This is a genomic window from Psychrobacter sp. JB193 (genome assembly GCF_002285555.1).
Taxonomy (GTDB): domain Bacteria; phylum Pseudomonadota; class Gammaproteobacteria; order Pseudomonadales; family Moraxellaceae; genus Psychrobacter; species Psychrobacter alimentarius.
Genome location: NZ_NRGY01000002.1, coordinates 954846 through 973731, shown reverse-complemented (window position 1 = coordinate 973731; position 18886 = coordinate 954846). Strand labels below are relative to the sequence as shown.

The window sequence follows — 18886 nt, the reverse complement described above, 5'->3', positions numbered from 1 at the left end:
TACAAATCAATGGATTAAAAGCACTGAGGTAATTATGGTCGATGACAAAAGCAATAGTACACAGGCTGAGCGTCTAGTACAGTTGCGCCGCGATAAAGGTTTTACTGCTGAACAATTGGCACAAGCAATGACAGCCGCAGGTGCCAAAGTCAGCCGTGGTGCCATCTCTAATTGGGAGCGTGGAACAAACGGTATTGTCTCATCCAAATTACCAACCCTTGCACGTATTTTGGGGTGCAGCGAAGGCTACCTATTACGCGGGGAACATCAGAATGATGCTGCCAATAGTGCAGCATCTACCGATGATCAGTCACAACAGCATGCAAATCTGAATAGCGTTATGTCAGCAAGTTTGCCAACCGATAATAAGAATAAAATTTTAGTAAATACATCAGCATCACTTTCTGATACTCGTCAACATTCACCAAACAATGCAATGAATGGTCACTCTATGAACACAATAAAAAAATCTAATAAATTACAAAACGTTTGCTATGACATTCGTGGTCCCCTATTGCAAACTGCTAATAGAATGGAAGCTGAAGGCAAACGCATTTTAAAGCTTAACGTCGGCAACCCTGCACCTTTTGGCCTACAAGCGCCTCATGAAATTTTGCAAGATGTGGCTATGAATTTGTCTGAAGCAACAGGATACTCAGATTCACAAGGTATTTTTTCAGCACGTAAAGCGGTACTGCAATATTACCAATCAAAAGGGTTGTTATCAGCAGTCGATGTTCGTGATGTTTATCTTGGCAATGGCGTCTCTGAGTTGATTGTCATGACCATGCAGGCTTTGATGAACGATGGTGACGAAGTATTGATTCCAATGCCTGATTATCCTCTATGGACTGCAGCGGCCAATCTATCTGGCGGTACAGCGGTGCATTATCGTTGCAATGAAGAAGACAACTGGCAACCTGACATCGAAGACATAAAATCTAAAATCACCAGTAAAACAAAAGGCATTGTGGTGATTAACCCTAATAATCCAACAGGTGCGCTATATAGCGACGACTTACTCAAGCAAATCATCGAAGTCGCCAAAGCGTATGACTTGATCATCATGGCTGATGAGATTTACGATCGTATTCTCTATGACGATACCGTACACACACCGATGAGCACCTTGACTGACGATGTACTTGTTCTGTCATATAACGGCTTGTCAAAATCACACCGTATTGCAGGGTTTCGTGCAGGCTGGATGATGGTATCCGGTCGCAAGCAACATGCTGCTGACTTCATCGAAGGTTTGGATATGCTGGCATCTATGCGTTTGTGCTCTAATGTCCAAGGGCAGTATGCCATCCAAACAGCGATGGGCGGCTATCAAAGCATGAAAGATTTGACTTCAAAAACTGGTCGCTTATACAAACAGCGTGAGCTTGCGGTATCGCGACTCAATGCAATTAAAGGTATTTCTTGTACCATGCCGCAAGGCGCATTTTATTGTTTCCCAAAGATTGATCCTAAGGTTTATCCTATCGAAGATGATATGGCATTTATGATGGATTTACTTATCGAAGAAAACGTATTAATGGTACAAGGTACGGGATTCAATTGGGACAAGCCTGATCATTTTCGATTGGTATTCTTGCCAAATTTGAATGATTTAGAAAATGCGATGGATCGCTTAGATCGCTTTTTTGCCAAAAAACGCCAGCAGTTTGGCACAGCTTAACCATTAAGCGGATATAAAAAACGCCTAGCGATAAGATAGCGCTAGGCGTTTTTTTTGGTAAGTAATCAGCTATTAATCGCTGACATTCATGAGACTTACGTTGTTGAGCGCTGCTTTAGAAAATGCTTCTCAATACCAGATAACTGATGGCAGACATGATAGCTGCAGCAGGTAGCGTAATAATCCACGCCAAGCCAATTGGCTTCATAAGCGCCCAGTTAGTATCTTTATTGACAATACCAATACCAAGTACAGCCCCAACTAGCGTATGCGTACTCGATACAGGTAGACCCATGGTAGAGGCACCCATAACAACAGCCGCTGCCGCCAGCTCAGCAGAGAAACCAGAAGCAGGATGCATTTTTGCCAAGTTTGTACCTACTGTTTGAATGACTTCTTTACCGATGAACCAAAGACCCACGATAAGCGCCACACCAAATGTCAACATTACAGCAGGTGGTACAGCGGCTTCTGTAGAAATACTATTGGTACGAATGACATCCATGATGGCAGCAAAAGGACCCACGGCATTAGCGATATCATTAGAGCCATGACTAAAGGCAAAAGCAGAAGCAGTAAAGACCTGCATCCAGCTAAACATAATAAACGTCGCTTTGGTCAAATCTTCTTTATGCTTACCGCGAATACTCTTGGTATAAATAAAGGTTGCTAACCATACGAGCGCCGCAATCATGCCCATGATTAAAAAACCTTGCAGCGTCGTCATACCACTATTGACGTTTTTAAGACCTTTGAACACGACCAAAGACGTCATCACTGCCCCGCCAGCCGCTGCAATGATAGGCACCCATTGCTTGAGTGCTTTTAGCGTATCAAGGCTGCCACGCTCGTTTTCGATTTCATATAACTGCTTATAATAGTCGGTTTCCAAATCTTCAACAACGCAATCATCATCTTTATAGATTTCTTGATCGCGCAGCATCGCTGACGTATAAGCCAGTTGCTCTGACTCAGTGAGGCCGTCCAAAAACTCTTTATGGTTTTGCTTTAAGGTCTTTTTGTCCCCTTTGAGCACTGCAATGTGTGCCTCTGTTCTATCATTGTATTCAATGATATTTTTCTTGATTTGTCCGTATAAAAGGTAAGAAAAAACGCCACCTAATAAAGGAGATAATACCCAAGAAATAGCAATAGTCCCAACAGTGCCCCAATCTACTGTAGATAGAGCCATATCAGTACCACCTAACGTGATACCTAATACGATTGAGCTACCAATGACACCGCCGATAATGGCGTGAGTGGTTGAAACAGGTAATCCTTTTTTGGTTGCAAACAACAACCAAAATGCGGCAGCGATAAGTGCTGATAACATGACGTAAATAAACTGGTTGGGTGACACTGACAACCCGTCTAAATCGACAATTCCACTTCGAATGGTGTCGGTCACTTCACCACCTGCCAGTACTGCACCAGAGACCTCAAATATCGCTGCTATACCTAAGGCTTGCGGAATCGTCAGTGTTCCTGCACCAACAGAGGTACCAAAGGAGTTAGCGACATCATTACCACCAATATTGAATGCCATAAAGACACCAAAAGCGGTCGCAACAATAAAAAGCGTCATCTGTTGACGCATTGTGTAATCTAGACCCCACCACAAAAAGTAGGCGGTCATCGCAATCAGTAAAATGGCAAAAAATAGATTTATTCTCATAGAGCCAACTGATTTTGCTGGTTCTGTAGAACTGTTGCTAATACCCATACGTTGATACGTCCTGCGTAAGCTGATTGAAATTATATGCGGTTGATGATATTACGCTGTATATCCAGCGATTTTGTTTACTTTTAACATTCGATCTACTTATTTCTCTTACTTAAATCAAAAAGACGAGATAAAGCAAAAAACACATCACCCAATATGTCACAAAGCCGCAAGTAGCGTTGCCAAATCATCTGATTACAGCATCTTGCGGCTTAGATATTTCGTAGTGATACTATTGTAATGGTGCTAATGATACGGTAATTGCGTCTGTTGCAATATTGACCAACACAGTTAGGTCAACCATATCCAGCGATAAGAACATTCTGTCCAATAAGATTGTTTCATGTCTAACAGAAGTCATAACGCGCCTATTATATTAAATATAAGCGCACAATGCATGATGATATTGCGAGATTTGTAACTATCCATGCGTTGTATGGATAATTTCTTCGTTCAATGCTCAATTATACCCTTTTTGCGTGGGCTGTTTCGAGATGAAAAGCCTGACTGTCACGTATACGTAGCGATAAAATCTCAGTTATAAAATAGACATTAAGCAGCTATCATAGGCCATAGGTTGCTGATAGCTGCTTAATCGCGTGATCTAGAACCTCTAAACGCGCTTGACGTTTGTTATTGGTTGCTACCACGCACCATGGAGCATCAGCTGTGTCAGTACGTGCCAGCATATCAGCGGCAGATTGAACATAGTCTGACCATTTATCACGATTGCGCCAATCATCCTCTGTTAATTTAAATTGTTTGTGCGGTGTCTCTTCGCGGGCTTCAAAACGTTTTAGCTGCTCTTTTTTATCAATGGCAAGCCAATATTTGATAACAACTGTGCCCACTGCTGCAAGATCTGCCTCAAAACGATTGATTTCATCATAAGCGCGCTGCCAATCCTCATCAGCGGCGAACCCTTCGACACGTTCAACCAATACGCGCCCGTACCAAGTACGATCAAAAATGGCAATACGACTGATGCGATCGGTTTGCTGATTTGGCAGTTTTGTCCAAAAACGCCATAGATAAGGATGCTCTGTTTCATATAGCATTGGCGCGCCAATATTATAAATTTGATACTCACGAGGATCCAGAGGCGCAACCAATCTTTTGATGGCGCCACCCTTACCCGCCGCATCCATGCCTTCAAATGCAAAAATCACGTGATGACCATTACGAGCACGAAGCAGTTCGGCAAGACGTGCTTGCTTTGCTGTTAACGCTTTCTGATAGTCAGCTTTCTCTATTTTTGAATTTTCGATATCTTTTAAATACGCAGGTATTTTGACTGGTTCAAACGCTGACTCAAGTGTTTTATCAGATTTTGACTTATGAAGCGTTGATTTATTGGACAGTGATTGCTTTACCTGACTTTTTGTCGTACTTGGCTGACTACTCGTTAGCGCGTTTTGCATTGCTTGTAGTACTTCATGACAAAAATGATTGGCCGCTTGAGATTTATCTTTGCCATCTATGATAATCCAATCATCTTGCTGTCGTAGTAGCGTTACGGCTACCTCGTTAAAGGTTTCAATCACTTTTTCATTGTGCCAATCAATTTGATACAAAAACTGTGGGTCTGCTTCTGTATCGTTCAGGCGAGCTTGTAGCGTTTCAACGTCGACGTGTAACCAACACTTAAGTAGTTTGGTTTGATTGGCCACTAAGTCTTTTTCAAACGTTTGCAGTTTGACAAGTTGCTGCTGAAAATAGGCTTGCCAACCTACCTTTTTATACTCGTTATCTTCTGAGCTTTCATCCGTATCTTTACTTTCTGCTATGGCCATACGCATGGTGTTATAGAGTAAATCTGCATACCAGTTACCAAAATATACCATCACATCACCATGACGCGGCATCATCTTGGTGTGTGCCTGCCAAATCGGTTGATACGCTAGAGGACAGCCACCAACGGTCGCCTCCACCTTTAGTAACCTTGGATCTACCCACTCTCGAAGTTGCTTGACGGCTGTCCCCTTGCCCGCCTGCTCCATCCCATTAACCAGTACCAATATCCCTGTTGGCTTATTGGTGGTGACTGGGGCTCGTTGCCGCGTTGCTCGCAGAGCATATTGAGCAGTAACCAAAGCCAATCTAAGAGTATCTTTGTCCATAGAAAACTGGCTCAAAGGGTTTGGTATTAAACGCTGCTCAATAACGTCTTCGCTAAACTGAGCACTGACCGCTTGCGGTATCGCAGCTTCAGTCTTATTATTCTTTTGGCTCATAACTACAATCCCTTTATAATTGAAAGCATGTCAGCTTAATCATAGCACTCGACTCATTCAGTAAATAACGATGCTATGTAACAGTTTGGCATTTGTATTCTGCATTGTTTTCTTTTAAGGTGAACACAATCTTAGATGCGTGCTTTAATAGACAACGATAAGCATAAGAATAACCATCATATGATTGCCATTTTTTATTTCTCTTTAATTTTACGTAGGTTTACTTGTCATGGCAGCTTTAGCCGATTTACAGCAGCATTTGGCCCGTTTTTGGGCATTACCTTATCATCAAGACGTGGCATTAAATACCAAACTTGATGAGGTACAAGCTTGGCAACGTGCTCGTATTCAGCACACTCATCAAGCACTGTTTGAGCAGCCGCAGAACCAACTGATGGCGGATTATTTTTTAACCCAATTGTATGGCGGGGATGAGTTTAAACTACTGGCCAAGCAATTAGAGCGCATTGTTCCTAAAGCGCAAAAAGTTGAACGTTTAGCACCAGCGGCGGCCCTAGAAACAGGCAGTATGGCGATACAAGCTGCTATTTTAGCGATAGAATTGGACTTGCATTTGGCCGAGTGGCTATTGACTCAAGATTTGGCCGTCAATGAAGACAATATGTTGGCCGCTTATCGTGCTGTCGATGAAGCAGACGCTCGACGTGTGCAAATTGGGCATTTAAAAGAAGTTTGCTATCGCACAGATAAGTATATTAACTCTTTTATGTTGCAAAAAGCTTTTGCTCTAGCCAAAGGTACTGCCTACCGTTATAACTATCATCCTTTATATGATTTTATTAACGCTGGGTTTGTCGCGATGCGTCCACTAGACAGTGTTGGCGGATTCATTGAACCGTTTTGTGAGCGCGAGCTTGAAATCATTGACCAAGTGCATGATACGGATAATGGCGGTAAGCCATTAGCGTTTGGTGTATCATAGAGTTTATAACTCGCTGACTTGACGATTACTTTATACCTTTTATAAGAAATCTGCATAAAAACAACCTGCATAAAATACAGTCACAATACTGAATAAAGGACAATGCTATGACCGATACTACCAATAACAATAACGTACCTCATGACCAGACGACGTCTACCAATGGTCACCTCCAAGACAAACTGGTCAAAGACAGCATTGCTCATAACCAAAATATCAGTGCACAAGCTCAAGCAAGACAATCTGCTTTACCTACCAAAGCTGCTGAAACCGTGAAAAAAGACAGCGCTCACCCATTCGATACCAATGATTTTACCAAAGTACAAGATCTACCAACTGGAGCGCCACAAGGCCAACAAACCACTATGCCAAACAATAATACAAATAATGATAGTTTGAATAAACCTATAAATAATACCGTCAGCAGCAGCGCCAACACTCAAATTCCTAAGCAAACACTATTTAATCAGCGTGATGACATCAATAACCCGCATACGCCTGATACTGATGGCAATGAGGAAACGCATTTCGGCTATAAAACAGTTAATAAGGCAGAAAAACAAGCACGTGTGGCTGATGTCTTTACCTCTGTTGCCAAAAAATACGACATCATGAATGACTTGATGTCTTTTGGTATTCATCGCCTATGGAAACGCTACGCGATCAGCTTATCAGGCGTGCGTTCTGGTCAGCATGTACTTGATATCGCTGGCGGTACGGGTGACTTAGCCAAAGTCTTTAGCCGTGAAGTGGGTAGAAACGGGCACGTTGTATTATCAGATATCAATGCTGCCATGCTAGAAGTAGGTCGTGAGCGCTTAATCAATGCTGGCTGCAACAACGTAGATTTTGTCCTAGCAAACGCTGAAACCTTAGCGCCTTTTGATGATGAGAGTTTTGATTTGGTCACCATCAGCTTTGGTCTACGCAACGTCACCGACAAAGATGCGGCTCTAAAAGCCATGTATCGTGTACTCAAACCAGGCGGTCGATTACTAATCTTAGAATTCTCAAAACCTGTGTTTGAGCCACTGTCGAAAGCATATGATTTGTACTCATTTACCGCATTACCAATGATGGGTAAAATTATTGCCAATGACTCTGAGAGTTATCAATATTTGGCTGAATCAATCCGTATGCATCCTGATCAGCAGACGTTGAAACAAATGATGCAACAGGCTGGATTTGAGAACTGTGATTATCATAATCTAACCGCTGGTATTGTCGCTGTGCATCGTGGTTTTAAAGCGTAATGATAAAAAATCAATAAGAGAATAAAACTGACAATCTCAACTGGTCGTAACCACTGATTCTATAAACGATGCGTCTTTTACAGGCGCTCAACCAAAGATGCGAGAGCCTTATGCTAACTGTCCTACTTTTGGCGGGTGCCGAAAAGCTAATTAACTTTGCTATTGCAAGTGACGAGATTACCAAAGCTGGATTGGCACCGCTCGCAGGAAAAGTGCTACGACTAAACATGGCTGTGCCTGACATTGACTTAGATATCTTATTCACTCATGATCGGCTGCGGTTCGAGCCTGTGATGACAGAGAGCGTATTTGAACCAAGTGGTCAGATGGATGAACGCCAAAAAGCCAGTATGGAGCGCGCGCGGATGGGTCATAGCTGCCCTGACTGTGTCATCAGCGTTGATAACCCAGCGCAATTACTGAATCTAATGCGCGGTGCTGAAGGCAATTTACCAATTGCTGGTGACTATAAGGTCTTGATGCAACTCAAGCAATTGGTGGCAGGCTTTGATCCAGATGTCGCAGCTCAACTAGAGCCTTTTATTGGTAGACCGATGGCAAGTCAGTTGCATCTGCTGATATCGCAGCTCAAAGGCAGCTGGCGCCATAGTGCCAAACGCGCTTTTGATGATGTGAGTGATTGGGCCAATGACGTCGCAGGTAACCGTGCAGCCGATCCCACTGAGGCGGCAGAAGTGAATGACCTCAAGCAGCAACTGCTAAAGCTGCGTTCTGATATTGAGCGTGAAGAAGCCAGATTGGCTGCTATCAAAAATGAGCAGGCTCAATGGATGAATAATCGATGATTATTACTACTGACTAAGCATTTTCTATAAATAAGTACAGCCCCGTTCTGTTTTCGACTTTCTTTAGAGTACCTATATCACATGCTATTATCTCATCGCGCACGCTTACTAGAGCTTTGGCGTATTGCCGCAACTTACCGTATTGACACGCACCTCTCTGTAGAAGAAGCGCCGCAGCTGCAACCTGTTGCACGGTTAATTCGCTTGCACCCAGCCGCTTGGGGTAAAAAAAATCAACCCAATGCCATTAAATTTGCGCTTGAAGACATGGGTACCCTGTTTTTAAAACTGGGACAACTGCTCTCTACCCGTCGTGATCTGGTACCGCCTGAAATCATTGCGCAGCTGGTACAACTACAAGACAAGGTCAAACCATTTGACTCCAATGTCGCCATTGAGCAAATACAAGATCCCAAACATGGTCTTGGCCAAAGTATCGGGACGTTGTTTGCCCGTTTCGACGTCAAACCCTTAGCGGCCGCCTCAATCGCTCAGGTGCACACCGCTGCTTTGCATGATGGGCGTGAAGTAGTTATCAAGGTGGTGCGTCCCGATATTCGTACCACCATCGTTGATGACTTTGAGCTATTACGTGAGCTTGCCAATTGGGCATCCGCGCGTATTGAAGCAGCACGAGCGATACATATCATCGATATTGTCGAAGATTACCGTCAAGTCATGCTCAACGAGCTAGATTTGACGCTTGAAGCAGACAACACCACGCAAATGCGTAACAACTTCTTAGGCTCGGCATTGATGTATGTGCCTGAAGTCTACGATGCTGCCAAAAATGTGATAGTAATGGAACGTATTCAAGGTGTTCCTATCTCACAAGTAGAAGTTTTTGATAAGCTTGGTTATGACCGTGCCGCACTGGCAGAAAAAGGCTTAACCATATTTTTTACTCAAGTCTTTCGTGACAATTTTTTTCATGCCGATATGCATCCGGGCAATATTTTTGTAGAAACACCCCCTGTAAAAACACTCAGTACTGATATGTCAGCAGTAGACTTAGGTCATGAGCCGCGCTATATCGGACTCGATTGCGCCATTATGGGCACCTTGTCAAAAGACGATCAACTGATCGTAGCGCGTATGTTATTGGCAGTCATGAATAACAACTTTACGGCAATGGTCGATATTGTCAGCCGTGCTGGCTGGATACCGCCCAATACCGATAAGCATGCATTGATGCGCGATATGAAACGCACAGTCGGTCCAATGCTACAAAAATCCATTAATGACATCGATTTTGCAGGTGTATTGATGCAGATTTTGGACATTGCGCGTCGCCATCATATGAGTATTCCACCACAGTTAATGCTGCTCCTTAAAACCTTAGTTCATGTGGAAGGACTTGGGCGCGATCTCTATCCCGATCTTGATATTTGGTCCCTTGCCAAACCTATTTTAAGCAGCTGGATTAAAGAACAACTAGATCCTATGCGTAACTTGCAACAGCTAAGAGCACAGTTGCCAGAGCTTTTGTTATCCACCACTGATATTCCTAAATTACTCGATCAAGGATTACAAAGTCTGGCCTCACAAGGCTCACGTCAAGACAGTCAACTGCGAGAAATACAGCAAATACGGGCTGATATGCTCAATGATCGCCGCCGTGACTGGATAACACTGGCAGGATTTGCGGTGTTTATTGCGATTGCAACACAAGTTGGATGGTTTGCACCACTCTTTTATTTGTTGGCACTCTTAATGGTGGTTTGGCGTATTCTAGCTTAATTTATTGATACTATTCACGGCGACAATATTTTACGACGATAGTACTTTATGACAATAGTGTTCGTGAATTGTTATGACTTCACGATATTTTATAATAAACGCTCCTTCCGTTTGAGTGTGGTTTCTACCTCTTCGTTTGCTTATCTTTCAAACAAAATATAAAGTAAGTGATCACTCAGCTTTATATTTTGTTTGCTTGGCTGAAAATACCTTTTACATGTAGGAGCCAGTCATGTCTTCTCTGCCAGACTCTATTATGAACGACAGTATAAAACCAGATTATGGTACTGCGATTGCTGATTTAAAAATCCGCTTCGGTCAACAGCTCAGTACCAATACAGCAGTATGTGAGCAACACGGTCATACCATGACATGGCTTGCCAATCAGCCGCCCGATGCCGTATTGACTGTACAGGATAAACATGACGTCGCTGCTGCGGTAGAGATTTGCAATCAACACCATATGCCAGTGATTGCCTTTGGTATTGGCTCTTCTTTAGAAGGTCAATTAAATGCACCTTTTGGTGGACTTTGCATCGATATGCATGCCATGGATGCTATTTTGCAGGTCAACAATGAGGATTTGACCGTTACTGTACAGCCGGGCGTGACGCGTGAACAATTGAATCATTACTTACGTGATACTGGATTATTTTTTCCGATAGACCCTGGTGCTAATGCCAGTATTGGCGGCATGGTTGCCACTCGCGCGTCAGGTACCAATGCTGTACGTTATGGCACCATGAAAGACGTGGTACTTGCTTTAGAGGTGGTCACGGCAAATGGCGACATTGTGCGAACAGGGACACGCGCCAAAAAATCAGCGGCCGGTTATGACTTAACGCGATTAATGATAGGTTCAGAAGGAACGCTTGGTATTGTCACAGAGATTACGCTCAAACTATTTGGCATCAGTGAGTGTATTGGCAGCGGCATTTGTCATTTTCCAACCATTGAAGACGCCTGTCAAGCCGTGATGCTGACCATTCAAATGTGCTTGCCTATTGCTCGTATTGAGCTGCTTGATGCCTTGCAAATCAAAGCCTGTAATCAGTATGATAATCTGAGTCTGACCGAAACTCCAACGTTACTTGTAGAGTTTCATGGCACAGAAGCAAGTGTTCAAGAGCAAGCGCAAATATTTACGGAGATCATCGAAGAGTTTGGTGGTAAAGATTTTTCTTGGGACACCAATGAAGCTGAGCGCAAACGTCTTTGGCAAGCACGGCACAATGCTTATCATGCCAGTTCTGCTCTGAGACCTAAAGCCAGTGCCTTATCTACCGATGCTTGCGTGCCTATCTCACGTCTAGCTGAGTGCGTCAGTGAGACGGCAAAGGATATCGAAGCATCTGGTATGATTGGGCCTATCGTGGGGCACGTCGGTGATGGTAATTTCCATGTTCTGTTACTGGTCGATACGAATAATCCTACAGAAATAGCAACAGCTGAAGATATTATAGGTCGACTCGCCAAGCGTGCTATTGAGATGGATGGCACCTGTACAGGTGAGCACGGCATTGGTCAAGGCAAACAAAAATATATGCAGCAAGAGCATGGAAACGCTTTGGTGCTAATGCAAGCAATTAAGGCTGCCCTTGATCCCAACAATATCTTAAATCCAGGTAAGATTTGGCCCCACCCTATACCTGCTTCTGCCTAAATAACTCTTATCCCAATAAAAAATGCGTGTGCTATTAATGGAAGCACGCGCATTTTTTACCAACCCTTTAACCTTATTGCCACTGCAGTATATAAACACATCATCTGTCATTTTTTACAGTGCAGTACTATAACATCTGGTCAATGGCCATTTGAGTCAATACACGTCCACGAGCGGTACGCAGTACATATCCTTGTTGAATGAGATAAGGTTCAATCACATCTTCAAGCGTACCGCGGTCTTCCGCCATGGCTGCTGCGACGGCTTCTACGCCCGCAGGTCCCCCATCAAAACGCTCGTGCAGTATTTCAATATAACGTCTGTCTAAATGATCAAGACCACGTCTATCAACCGCTAGCATATCCAGCGCACTACCCGCTATTGCCCCGTTGATGCTACCATCACCTTTAACTTCGGCATAATCACGCACACGGCGTAACAGGCGATTGGCAATCCTAGGAGTACCACGAGCACGACGAGCAATCTCAATCGCACCGTCTTCACTCATTGGTACACGCATGAGACGAGCTGCTCGGCTGACAATCGTTGTCAGATCAGCAATATTATAAAACTCAAGACGCTGAACAATACCAAAGCGATCACGTAAAGGCGATGTCAATAACCCTGCTCTTGTCGTCGCTGCAACCAATGTAAAAGGAGGTAAATCAAGCTTGATAGAGCGTGCAGCAGGCCCTTCACCAATCATAATATCAAGTTGAAAATCTTCCATGGCTGGATAAAGTATCTCTTCAATCACCGAACTTAAGCGGTGAATCTCATCGATAAATAACACATCACCTGCTTCTAAATTGGTCAACATCGCTGCCAAATCACCTGGTCGCTCAAGGACAGGGCCTGAAGTCGAACGCAGATTGCCACCCATTTCACGAGCGATGATATTGGCAAGCGTCGTTTTACCCAAACCTGGTGGACCAAAAATCAACGTATGATCCAGCGCCTCATCACGACCTCGTGCAGCACCAATAAAAACTTCCATTTGCTCACGTACAACCGGCTGACCAATATACTCTGCCAGTAATGCTGGGCGAATATTGGCGTCTGGAGCATCACTGGCTCCTTCTAGCGGATTAATTAAACGATCTTGCATCATAAGTTCTATCATTATATTAAAAAAATTGAGTACCAAATAGCATAACCAAACGCTACGAATAAGTCATGCGAAACCTCATAAAACCCTTACCAGAACGAAAATAAGCGACATCTAATGTCGCTTATTGTTTTGATACTTATCAATAATGGCTTTCGTCGAATCGAATTTGGGAACATCAAAAGCCGGAGAGCTGTTTTAACGTGGCCTTTAGAAGTCCTTGAGTATCAGCGAACACATCGCCATTACTTTTTGCCGCTTTGATGGCTTGCTGAGCTTCTCTTTCCTTATAACCCAAGCTGATCAATGCGCCTTCTACCTCAGCGACGATACTGCCTTCGTGAGACACAACTATAGGCTGATGTGTAAACTCTAGAGAGGTATTATCAACTTCGATGTTTTTAAGCTTATCTTTGAGTTCAATCAGTAGGCGTTGTGCTGTTTTTTTACCAATACCTGGGATACGAGTCAAGGCTGTCTCTGACTCTTGTTCCACATGCATCTTCAGTTCAGCAGCTGACATCGCAGACAGCATGGCTAACGCCATTTTTGCTCCTACGCCATTGATTTTAATCAACTGACGAAAGACATCGCGCTCTTTACGATCAATGAAACCGAAAAGCAGTTGCGCATCTTCACGCACATGAAAATGCGTCCAAATACTGGCCTGCTCATTGAGATGCAATTGACAGAATGACGGTAATGGCAGCTCGATATCATAACCCACACCAGAGGTCGTCATGATACAAACCATGGGTGCCATCAGATACTGCACCTGTCCGGTAATCAATCCAATCATCACTACTACCTCTTATAGGGGCTGCCATGAGCATGCCATATTATCGTCAATAACCAGCTTTTCTTGGTCTGAATTACTGATAAAAATTAACCATACCTTCAAGGCTGATCGGGCGAATCTTATGGGCTTGACCTGCTGAACCAAATGCTTCAAAACGATTGGTACAGATATCAGACATGGCTACCATAGAGGCTTTGAAGTATTTGCGTGGATCAAACTCACTTGGATTTTCTGCAAGGAATTTACGAATAGCACCAGTTGACGCCAAACGCAAATCGGTGTCGATATTCACTTTACGTACGCCATGCTTAATCGCTTCTACGATTTGTTCAACAGGTACGCCATAAGTTTCGCCGATATCACCGCCATTTTCATTGATCACTTTTAGCCACTCTTGTGGCACTGACGATGAGCCATGCATCACAAGGTGAGTATTCGGAATACGGGCATGGATTTCTTTTACGCGCTCAATAGATAAAATATCGCCTGTTGGTGGGCGCGTGAACTTGTAAGCGCCATGACTGGTACCAATAGCAATGGCCAGTGCGTCGACATTGGTATCTTTAACAAATTGTTCAGCTTCGTCAGCACTGGTCAATAGCTGATCGTGCTCCAATACGCCTTCTGCGCCAGAGCCGTCTTCTTCGCCTGCCATACCTGTTTCAAGACTTCCCAAACAGCCAATCTCGCCTTCTACGGAAACACCACAAGCATGTGCCATCTTAACTACTTCACGGGTAACACTGGCATTATAATCATAATCCATCGGCGTTTTACCGTCTTCACCAAGCGAGCCATCCATCATCACGGATGAAAAACCAAGTTGAATTGAGCGTTGGCAAATAGCAGGAGACATACCGTGATCCTGATGCATGACCACTGGTATATGTGGCCATTCTTCGATAGCTGCGATAATCAGATGACGCAGAAATGCGGATCCTGCATAGTTACGGGCACCAGCACTGGCTTGGACAATGACAGGTGAGTCACAAGCATCCGCAGCCATCATGATTGCACGCATCTGTTCTAAATTATTGACATTAAAGGCAGGCACACCATAGTTATGTTCAGCAGCATGATCTAGAAGTTGACGCAAGGATATTAAAGCCATAAAACGCTCTCTGATTAAATTTTGAATAATGAATTAAAAACAACTTTTCAAACAACCGCTTTTGGAATAAAACGTGAGAATCACTAACCCGAAACCTTTGACGTGATAACGATTAACGCGTGATAAGTCACGCACAGTTATCCTTCGTCTTTGGAATAAGCAATACAGGGTCATTAGTGCGCGACAATTATAGCAAAAAATGCGCGGTCTTCGTAGCCGTTGCCACACTATTTGTTTATCTATCTATTTGCAGATTTAGCTTTTGTTGTGCACAAGCCTTGCACTTAACGACAATAAATGAAATTAAAAATTGGCAATGCAAAAAGCCTTGGTAATTACCAAGGCTTTTCTAGTATTTTGAGGGCTTATAAGGAAATGAACGACCTTTATTGTGCTTTAGCGAATCATAGATCTGCGACTTGCTTGGTCATTCATTAAATGCTTAGTACTGCTGCTCTGCTTCTACTGCATTTTCACTGGCTTTATTCTCAACAGCAGATGCGCCATCGGCAACCACTTCAGCAGTATTGGCAACGGCTTCATTTGCGCCTACCACAACCGCTTCACCAGTATTTGCTAGTGCATCGGTAGCATCAGCACCAGCAGTTTCAGCGCTTTCAGCAACTTCAGCACCTGCATCTTGTGCAGCAACTTCAGCTTCAGCAGCTGTTTCTTGAGTTTCAGCAGCAGCAGCGTTAGCGTTTGCAGCGGTATCATCACCAGCAGACTCAACAGCAGCTTCAGCATTGTCTTCTGTTTGTTGGCTACAAGCAGTAACTGCGAAAGTACCAGCCAATACGCTAGCAAGTAATAAATGACGTTTTAACATAATAAACCTCTCATCAATAAAGCATGTCAAAATACATGGTTGCGCTATTTTATAGAGCACAAATGAGACATGCAATCATAATTTTCATTATAGAAACAAATAATTACTACTTAATAATAATCAATGACCAGCCACTTCCAAAACGCTTACTAATAAATTTTAAAATCAGCTTGTCACCACATTATTTTTATAGCCTAACTTAGATACCTACCACCAACTGTACATCTAATGTTAATAAATCAAGAAATCCGTTAAAGGATTATACTGCGATTTGCAACGCTTCTACGGCTGGGAGTACTTTGCCTTCTACAAATTCTAGAAAAGCACCACCACCTGTAGACATATAACTTACCCCATCGGCTATCTGATATTTATCAATGGCTGCTAAGGTATCACCGCCGCCTGCAATTGAGAAAGCGGCACTGTCTTTTACCGCTGAGGCTAGAATTCGCGTACCATTGCCAAAAGCATCTACTTCGAAAACACCTACCGGCCCGTTCCATAAAATGGTTTTCGCATTGATAACTGCTTCAGCAAGCTGAGTGGCGCTTTCTGGTGCAATATCCAATATCATATCGTTATCGCCAATCATATCGACCGACTTAATAGTGGCGGTTGCCTTTTGCAATGAGCCAGTGAAATCATCGAAATCAATCTCATTTTTATCGGCGACGACCACGTACTCTGGCAATAAAATGTCAGTTTTAGTCATGATCTCACGAGCAGTATCAACCAAATCCGCTTCGTAGAGAGAAGCGCCAACACTATGACCTTGAGCGGCTAAGAAAGTATTGGCAATGCCGCCACCGACGATGATTTGTGAGCAAACTTCTGCCAAACTGTGCAAAACCTCTAGCTTTGTAGATACTTTTGATCCACCAACAATAGCCAACATTGGTTGCGCGGGCGTTTCAAGTGCTAAGCTCAATGCATCAAGTTCAGCTGCCAATAGTGGGCCTGCACACACGGTTTTGTCGGCTTGGCGCATGGCTTGGGTGACACCTTCAGTTGATGCTTGCGCACGGTGCGCTGTGCCAAAAGCATCCATTACGAACACATCGCATAAGTCGGCGTATTTTTTGGCCAAAGTGGCATCGTTCTTCTTTTCACCTGTATTAAAGCGCACGTTTTCGAGTAGTACGACTTCGCCAGCTTTAATAGACACGCCTTGCGTTAGATAATCGCGATTGAGACTAACGGGCGTCGATAACTGTGATCCAAGTTTGTCTGTCAAATAATCTGCCACGGGTGCCAATGAATAGATCGTTTCAGGCGTGCCTTCGGTTGGACGCCCTAAGTGTGAACAAACAATAACAGCAGCGCCTTTTTCTAATGCCAATTTGATGGTAGGCAAACTTGCTTGCAGGCGTGCATCACTCGTGACTTTACCATCTTTAATGGGTACATTTAGGTCTTCTCGAATCAACACTACTTTATCCGTTAAGCTTAGCTCACTCATGCGCAAAAAATTCATTACCTGCTCCTATACATCAATCTATCGATTAATCTGTCTATTGAAAAACTAAGGTGACTATCATTACTAAAGTGTTTTTGTGAAAGGTGCTTATCAGCGCTTACTTCTTACATTCATATTACCCGCTGATTTCGCAAATTCTGTAGATTCTATCAATTCGTTTTTAAACTTTTTATCGCTCATATCTATGCTTATTTTATCCTTTTATTAAAGGGGCTAAACCAGCAAGAATTGACGGCGATGTATTCTACCAGTTTTCTGTCAAGAGCCATAAAAAAACGTCTAGTAAACTGAAACCTCATTAGTTTTTGTACCAGCCCTGTATGCAAGTTATGTAGACAAAAAAGTCATAAAAGTTTAAACGTCTCTTTAATCATCCGTAACATTTCGTGGTGGTAGTTGCCGATAAAGCCCTTTATGCTAGGCGTGTAAATAATAAAAACAACCCATTAGGAAATTACTATGAGTATTGACTTAAACCATGCTAAAGAAAGTTTATTAAACTTAAAAGAAGAGTATGAGACTCGAATCGATAAAATTGAAGATCACATTCAAAACCCACAAGATGATCTCAATGAACATTGGGAAGATCAGGCAATTTCTTATCGCCAAAACGATATGCGTCAAAACCTTAAGAGCGAGGCACGCCAAAGTCTAATCTATGTCGAAAATGCCTTAAGCCGTATTGAAAACGGCACTTATGGTGAATGTGAAGTATGCGGAGAGCCAATCGAAGCACAACGTTTGGAAGCCTTACCTTACGCGACTCTATGCATGGAGCATGCCGCTTAAGCTCAAACTATCATACTGCAGGCGTTTTCCAATTCGAAAATGCTTGCTGCCATTGCTGACAGCGATTAGCAATTTGCGCCACAGACAAATCCATCACATCTCCCACGACCGCTACATAAGTGATTGGCAGACCTGTTAGCTCTGACACATTTTCTGCCGTTAGACCGCCTATTACGCATATCTTTATATCCTCTTGACAGCCATCAGTTAGATGCTGACGAGAAATAATATTGGCGTTTGGTTTGGTTGTAGAAGTGAATATTGCGCCCATTGCTGCATAAGTTGCGCCATCGTTTTGCGCTTCCTTAACAAGAGCTACATCACCATGGCAAGTACGACCAATGACTTGGTTTGGAGCTAATCGCCGTTTAGCATCATCGATATTGCCATCTTGCTGACCAAGATGTACCCCAACGCCAAGTGCTGCCGCTAATTCAATGTCATCATTGATCACAACTGGTACGTTATGGGCGCGAGCCAAATCAACAATCTTAGAAGCTTCTTCATAGAGCCTCAACTTGCCATTTGGCAATTGCAATACCTGTTTGCGCCGAACCTGTAATAATCCGATAAGGCCTGTTGCCAGCGCTGCTTCTAACTTCTGATAGAGAAGCTCAAATTCATCATCGTTGGTCAGTAGATACAGCTTTGGTATAGTAGAAATGATTGATTGGGTCATATAATTTATCCTTAATCTCAGCGCAATAAAAAGGCCGTTATATGATAT

16 protein-coding genes are annotated in these 18886 nt (G+C 43.3%); 7 read left to right on the top strand and 9 right to left on the bottom strand.

Annotated features, from left to right (window positions below; all coding sequences use genetic code 11):
- Window positions 1–34: 34 nt before the first annotated feature.
- Window positions 35–1684: an aminotransferase class I/II-fold pyridoxal phosphate-dependent enzyme gene (locus tag CIK80_RS12175; RefSeq protein ID WP_257011766.1), complete on the top strand. Its 1650-nt coding sequence runs from the start codon at window positions 35–37 to the stop codon at window positions 1682–1684.
- A gap of 115 nt (window positions 1685–1799) precedes the next feature.
- On the opposite strand, the gene CIK80_RS12170 is transcribed toward CIK80_RS12175, so the two are convergent.
- From CIK80_RS12170 to CIK80_RS12165, 3 genes are all read right to left on the bottom strand, one after another.
- The gene (locus CIK80_RS12170; protein ID WP_062845040.1) at window positions 1800–3407 is read right to left on the bottom strand and encodes an inorganic phosphate transporter; all 1608 of its coding nucleotides are present in this window, start codon (window positions 3405–3407) and stop codon (window positions 1800–1802) included.
- Window positions 3408–3639: 232 nt separating this feature from the next.
- Entirely contained in the window at window positions 3640–3768 is a 129-nt protein-coding gene (locus CIK80_RS15525; RefSeq protein ID WP_257011765.1) for a hypothetical protein, read from the bottom strand.
- Between the two features lie 202 nt (window positions 3769–3970).
- Complete coding sequence (locus tag CIK80_RS12165) at window positions 3971–5641, bottom strand: ATPase (RefSeq protein WP_095570205.1); 1671 nt, start codon at window positions 5639–5641, stop codon at window positions 3971–3973.
- Between the two features lie 229 nt (window positions 5642–5870).
- Between CIK80_RS12165 and CIK80_RS12160 the strand changes: the two genes are divergently transcribed.
- From CIK80_RS12160 to CIK80_RS12140, 5 genes are all read left to right on the top strand, one after another.
- On the top strand, window positions 5871–6584 hold the full coding sequence (locus CIK80_RS12160; RefSeq protein ID WP_095570204.1) for a hypothetical protein: 714 nt from the start codon (window positions 5871–5873) through the stop codon (window positions 6582–6584).
- Window positions 6585–6799: 215 nt separating this feature from the next.
- Window positions 6800–7837, top strand: coding sequence for a bifunctional demethylmenaquinone methyltransferase/2-methoxy-6-polyprenyl-1,4-benzoquinol methylase UbiE (gene ubiE / locus CIK80_RS12155; RefSeq protein WP_257011781.1), 1038 nt, complete (start codon window positions 6800–6802; stop codon window positions 7835–7837).
- Window positions 7838–7947: 110 nt separating this feature from the next.
- Window positions 7948–8643, top strand: a complete 696-nt coding sequence (locus CIK80_RS12150) for a hypothetical protein (RefSeq protein ID WP_095570203.1) — start codon at window positions 7948–7950, stop codon at window positions 8641–8643.
- Between the two features lie 81 nt (window positions 8644–8724).
- A complete protein-coding gene (locus CIK80_RS12145; protein WP_095570202.1) occupies window positions 8725–10383 on the top strand; it encodes an AarF/UbiB family protein in 1659 nt (552 codons plus the stop codon).
- Window positions 10384–10615: 232 nt separating this feature from the next.
- Window positions 10616–12046 carry an FAD-linked oxidase C-terminal domain-containing protein gene (locus CIK80_RS12140; protein ID WP_095570201.1) on the top strand — a complete coding sequence of 477 codons (1431 nt, stop codon included), beginning with the start codon at window positions 10616–10618 and terminating at the stop codon, window positions 12044–12046.
- 127 nt (window positions 12047–12173) lie between these two features.
- Here the strand turns inward: CIK80_RS12140 and ruvB are convergent, their stop codons facing one another.
- From ruvB to CIK80_RS12115, 5 genes are all read right to left on the bottom strand, one after another.
- On the bottom strand, window positions 12174–13154 hold the full coding sequence (gene ruvB, locus CIK80_RS12135) for a Holliday junction branch migration DNA helicase RuvB (RefSeq protein ID WP_062845046.1): 981 nt from the start codon (window positions 13152–13154) through the stop codon (window positions 12174–12176).
- A gap of 178 nt (window positions 13155–13332) precedes the next feature.
- Window positions 13333–13953, bottom strand: a complete 621-nt coding sequence (gene ruvA, locus CIK80_RS12130; RefSeq protein WP_095570200.1) for a Holliday junction branch migration protein RuvA — start codon at window positions 13951–13953, stop codon at window positions 13333–13335.
- A gap of 73 nt (window positions 13954–14026) precedes the next feature.
- Window positions 14027–15064 (bottom strand): class II fructose-bisphosphate aldolase, encoded by a 1038-nt coding sequence (gene fba, locus CIK80_RS12125; protein WP_095570199.1) that lies wholly within the window; start codon window positions 15062–15064, stop codon window positions 14027–14029.
- 442 nt (window positions 15065–15506) lie between these two features.
- On the bottom strand, window positions 15507–15893 hold the full coding sequence (locus CIK80_RS12120) for a hypothetical protein (RefSeq protein ID WP_095570198.1): 387 nt from the start codon (window positions 15891–15893) through the stop codon (window positions 15507–15509).
- A 259-nt stretch (window positions 15894–16152) separates the two neighbouring features.
- On the bottom strand, window positions 16153–17367 hold the full coding sequence (locus CIK80_RS12115) for a phosphoglycerate kinase (RefSeq protein WP_095570197.1): 1215 nt from the start codon (window positions 17365–17367) through the stop codon (window positions 16153–16155).
- Window positions 17368–17829: 462 nt separating this feature from the next.
- On the opposite strand from CIK80_RS12115, the gene CIK80_RS12110 reads away from it, so the two are divergent.
- Window positions 17830–18159: a TraR/DksA C4-type zinc finger protein gene (locus tag CIK80_RS12110; protein ID WP_095570196.1), complete on the top strand. Its 330-nt coding sequence runs from the start codon at window positions 17830–17832 to the stop codon at window positions 18157–18159.
- Between the two features lie 10 nt (window positions 18160–18169).
- Here the strand turns inward: CIK80_RS12110 and CIK80_RS12105 are convergent, their stop codons facing one another.
- Complete coding sequence (locus CIK80_RS12105; protein WP_095570195.1) at window positions 18170–18838, bottom strand: thiamine phosphate synthase; 669 nt, start codon at window positions 18836–18838, stop codon at window positions 18170–18172.
- Window positions 18839–18886 lie beyond the last annotated feature (48 nt).

Coding starts and splice junctions, on each gene's coding strand:
- CIK80_RS12175 (WP_257011766.1), top strand. CDS start 35: ATGGTCGATGACAAAAGCAATAGTACACAGGCTGAGCGTCTAGTACAG.
- CIK80_RS12170 (WP_062845040.1), bottom strand. CDS start 3,407: ATGGGTATTAGCAACAGTTCTACAGAACCAGCAAAATCAGTTGGCTCT.
- CIK80_RS15525 (WP_257011765.1), bottom strand. CDS start 3,768: ATGACTTCTGTTAGACATGAAACAATCTTATTGGACAGAATGTTCTTA.
- CIK80_RS12165 (WP_095570205.1), bottom strand. CDS start 5,641: ATGAGCCAAAAGAATAATAAGACTGAAGCTGCGATACCGCAAGCGGTC.
- CIK80_RS12160 (WP_095570204.1), top strand. CDS start 5,871: ATGGCAGCTTTAGCCGATTTACAGCAGCATTTGGCCCGTTTTTGGGCA.
- CIK80_RS12150 (WP_095570203.1), top strand. CDS start 7,948: ATGCTAACTGTCCTACTTTTGGCGGGTGCCGAAAAGCTAATTAACTTT.
- CIK80_RS12145 (WP_095570202.1), top strand. CDS start 8,725: ATGCTATTATCTCATCGCGCACGCTTACTAGAGCTTTGGCGTATTGCC.
- CIK80_RS12140 (WP_095570201.1), top strand. CDS start 10,616: ATGTCTTCTCTGCCAGACTCTATTATGAACGACAGTATAAAACCAGAT.
- ruvB (WP_062845046.1), bottom strand. CDS start 13,154: ATGCAAGATCGTTTAATTAATCCGCTAGAAGGAGCCAGTGATGCTCCA.
- ruvA (WP_095570200.1), bottom strand. CDS start 13,953: ATGATTGGATTGATTACCGGACAGGTGCAGTATCTGATGGCACCCATG.
- fba (WP_095570199.1), bottom strand. CDS start 15,064: ATGGCTTTAATATCCTTGCGTCAACTTCTAGATCATGCTGCTGAACAT.
- CIK80_RS12120 (WP_095570198.1), bottom strand. CDS start 15,893: ATGTTAAAACGTCATTTATTACTTGCTAGCGTATTGGCTGGTACTTTC.
- CIK80_RS12115 (WP_095570197.1), bottom strand. CDS start 17,367: ATGAATTTTTTGCGCATGAGTGAGCTAAGCTTAACGGATAAAGTAGTG.
- CIK80_RS12110 (WP_095570196.1), top strand. CDS start 17,830: ATGAGTATTGACTTAAACCATGCTAAAGAAAGTTTATTAAACTTAAAA.
- CIK80_RS12105 (WP_095570195.1), bottom strand. CDS start 18,838: ATGACCCAATCAATCATTTCTACTATACCAAAGCTGTATCTACTGACC.